This window comes from Streptomyces deserti, assembly GCF_054782695.1.
Map to the genome: position 1 here is coordinate 1 of NZ_BAAGRZ010000126.1, position 644 is coordinate 644.

General features: G+C 67.5%; 1 protein-coding gene. It reads left to right on the forward strand.

Annotated elements, in window-relative coordinates:
* Nucleotides 1-644, forward strand: a 644-nt coding sequence (locus tag ACYVMZ_RS39390; RefSeq protein ID WP_461088135.1) for an SDR family oxidoreductase, incomplete at both ends; no start/stop codon positions are given.

Genomic DNA, 644 nt, shown 5'->3' on the forward strand with positions numbered 1-644 from the left:
CGCGGCCTGGGAGCGGCCATCGCCCGCCGGCTCGCTCAGGCCGGGGCGAGCGTGTGCCTCACGGATGTACGCCGTGAAGACGGCGAGAAGGTATGCGCAGCCCTGACCGTGGAGGGCCACATCGCGCGCTTCGTGGAACTCGACGTCCGCGAACCCGACGCCGTCACAGCAGCAATCCAGGATCTCGAGCAGGACGGATGGCCACTGGACATCCTCGTCAACAACGCCGCCGTCGACGTCACCAAGCCGATCGAGCACCTGACCGCCGAGGAAGTCACCCACGTGGTGACCACCAACCTCCTGGGCCCGATGTATCTCTGCCTGGCCACCTACCGACGCATGATCGAACGCGGCGAAGGGCACATCGTCAACATCCTGTCCACCGCGTCCAACCGGACCTGGACCGAAGCCGGCCCCTACGCGGCCAGCAAGACGGGTCTGCGGGCCTTCACCCACACCCTGTTCCAGGAAGCTCAGCGCGACTGCCTGGGCATCGGCGTCACCGGCGTCATCGCCGGCGGCATGGAAACGCCGTTCATCATGGAGCGCTTCCCCGACGCGGACACCTCCAAGCTGCAACACCCCGACGTCGTCGCCGATGCGGTGCTGTGCGCCCTGTCCCTACGCCCCACCAGCGTCATGCC